The sequence below is a fragment of the Cupriavidus sp. 05T313 genome (assembly GCF_056396665.1).
In genome coordinates, this window is record NZ_JBFTLX010000452.1 from 1 (window position 1) to 2,431 (window position 2,431).

At 64.8% G+C, this 2,431-nt stretch carries 2 protein-coding genes and 1 pseudogene; all 3 read right to left on the reverse strand.

Going from position 1 to position 2,431, the window contains the following annotated elements; genetic code table 11:
* Nucleotides 1–197: 197 nt before the first annotated feature.
* Nucleotides 198–677 (reverse strand): GlcG/HbpS family heme-binding protein, encoded by a 480-nt coding sequence (locus AC1DKD_RS40665; RefSeq protein WP_477144689.1) that lies wholly within the window; start codon nt 675–677, stop codon nt 198–200.
* Nucleotides 678–740: 63 nt separating this feature from the next.
* Nucleotides 741–2,201 (reverse strand): aldehyde dehydrogenase family protein, encoded by a 1,461-nt coding sequence (locus tag AC1DKD_RS40670; RefSeq protein WP_477144690.1) that lies wholly within the window; start codon nt 2,199–2,201, stop codon nt 741–743.
* A gap of 83 nt (nt 2,202–2,284) precedes the next feature.
* A pseudogene (locus tag AC1DKD_RS40675) lies at nt 2,285–2,431 on the reverse strand (TenA family transcriptional regulator); the annotation flags it as partial.

Genomic DNA, 2,431 nt, shown 5'->3' on the forward strand with positions numbered 1-2,431 from the left:
AAGAGCGGCCGGGACCCAAACTCGCATCGCCTTAAGGCGATACTCAAACATGGGTCCCTCTTTTCCGCTCTTTTCGCCGGATCCCGAGGCGCCCCATACGGCCTGGTACACCTTGACGGCTCGCTTCGCATCGCTTGGGGGGCTCGCTTCGCATCGCGTGATTTGCGCGGTTTGCGGGCTGTCGCCGGGTGCTGGATTTACTTCTTGATATCGGCTTCGGCCAGCACCTTCAGGTCGTCGCCGGCAAGCAGTTCCTGCAGGGCCTGCAGTGCTGCCACGCCAGCGGCGGTGTCCTGCTCGCCATTGCCGCCGCTCAGGCCGATGCCGCCGATCACTTCGCCGTTGACCACGATCGGGAAGCCGCCCACGAATACCGCGAACTTGCCCTCGAAGCTCCACTGGATGCCGAAGGCTTCATTGCCCGGCAGCGCGGGGCCGTTCGGCGCCTGGTTGAACAGGTGGGTCGAGCRCTTGTGACCGGCGGCCGTGAAGGCCTTGTTCCAGGCGATCYGCGGGCCGGTGATGCGTGCGCCGTCCATGCGCTCCAGCACCAGCGGGTAGCCGCCGTCGTCGACCACGCAGATCGATTCCAGTACGCCGATTTCCTCGGACTTGCGGATGGCTGCCGCCACCATGTGACGGGCTTCCTTCAGTTCCAGCTTGATGGCTTTTCTCATGTCCTGCTCCTGCTTGATGCGTGAATGCTGCGTGAATGCCGGTTGGTTTGCGGGCGCGCTGGTTCAGCAGCCGCGGTAGACGGTCTTGATTTGCGTGTAGAACTCCAGCCCTGCCCGGCCCGACTCGCGGAACGTGGAGGTGCTGGATTGCTTGAGCCCGCCGAACGGCGCGTTGATCAGGTTGCCGGTAGTGGTGCGGTTGATCTTGACCGTGCCCGACTGGATGTCGTGCGCGAAGTCATGCGCATAACGCGGGTTGCTGGTCACGATGGCGGCCGACAAACCGTATTCAGTGTCGTTTGCCTTGGCAATGGCATCGGCGTAGCTGCTGGCTTCGATGATGGCGATCACCGGCCCGAAGATTTCCTCCCGGGCAATGCGCATCTGCTGCGTGACGTCGGTGAAGATCGCCGGCGAGACATAGAAGCCCTTGTCGTATTGCTCGCCGCCCAGGCGGTCGCCGCCGCACAGGTGCGTGGCTTCGGCCTTGCCGGCCTCGACAAAGCCGAGCACGGTTTCCAGTTGCTTGCGCGTGGCGAGCGGGCCGACGTCCATGCCAGGCGTCACGCCGCTGCCGATCTTCAGCGTCCTGACCTTGGCCAGCAGCTTCTCGGTAAAGGCTGCCTTGACCGATGCCATGACCAGCACGCGGCTGGTGCCGGTGCAGGCTTGTCCGCTCAGCGACAGGCCGCCCTTGATGGTGAGATCCACGGCGCGGTCCAGATCGGCGTCTTCCATCACGATCAGCGGGTTCTTGCCGCCGAGCTCCATCTGCGTGCGCGTGCTCAGCGACACCGAGCGATGGATGTGCTGGCCAGCCGCGGTGGAGCCCGTAAAGGAAATCGCGCGCACCGCCGGTGCTTCGGTGATCGCCGCGCCCACGTCGCCGGCACGGCCGGTAATGAAGTTGAGCACGCCCTTGGGGATGCCGGCTTCGACAAAAGCCTGCGCCAGCCGGTAGCCGCTCAGCGGCGCATCCGACGAGGGCTTGAACACCACCGTGTTGCCGGCGATCAGCGCCGGCGCAATCTTGCGCGCCGGAATCGAGACCGGGAAATTCCACGGCGAGATCACGGTCACCACGCCCAGCGGCTCGCGCTGGCTGTAGACGATCATGTCGGGATCGTCCTGGGGATAGGTCTCACCCGAGAACGACTGCCCCTCCACCGCGTAGAAGCGGATGGTCTGCGCCGAGCGCAGGACTTCGTCCTTGCTCAGGTTGAGCGCCTTGCCCTCTTCGCGCGTGAGTTCCTCGGCAATCTGGTCGGCGTGCGCTTCGAGGTAATCGGCGGCGCTGTTGAGGATCCTGGCGCGCTTGGTGATCGGGGTTTTCTTCCACGCGTCGAACGCGGCCGCGGCGGCGGCCACGGYGGCCTGCGCGTCTTGCGCCGTCGAGGCCTGGAAGCGGCCCACGATGTCGCCGGTATCGGCCGGGTTGACGTTGTCGAAAGTGCGGCCGCTGGCGCTCTTCGACCACTCGCCGTTGATGTAGTTGGTGAATTCGTCTGTCTTTGCCACTGCCATGATGTCCAAGCCTTTATCCGGTCGGGCCCCGGGCGGGGCCGTCCATTTCCAATGCGATGCTGCTTTTCCGTCCAGGGACGCGCTCAGGCGGYCATGCCCAGTTCAGGCAGGGAGATCTCCTGGGCGACGTAGTCGTGATAGAGCGCGGTGGTGTAGAGCAGGCGCATCTGTGCGCCGATCTCGCAGATTTTCAGGCAGCGCTGCTGCAGCTCGGGCGTGTCGGCGTGTTC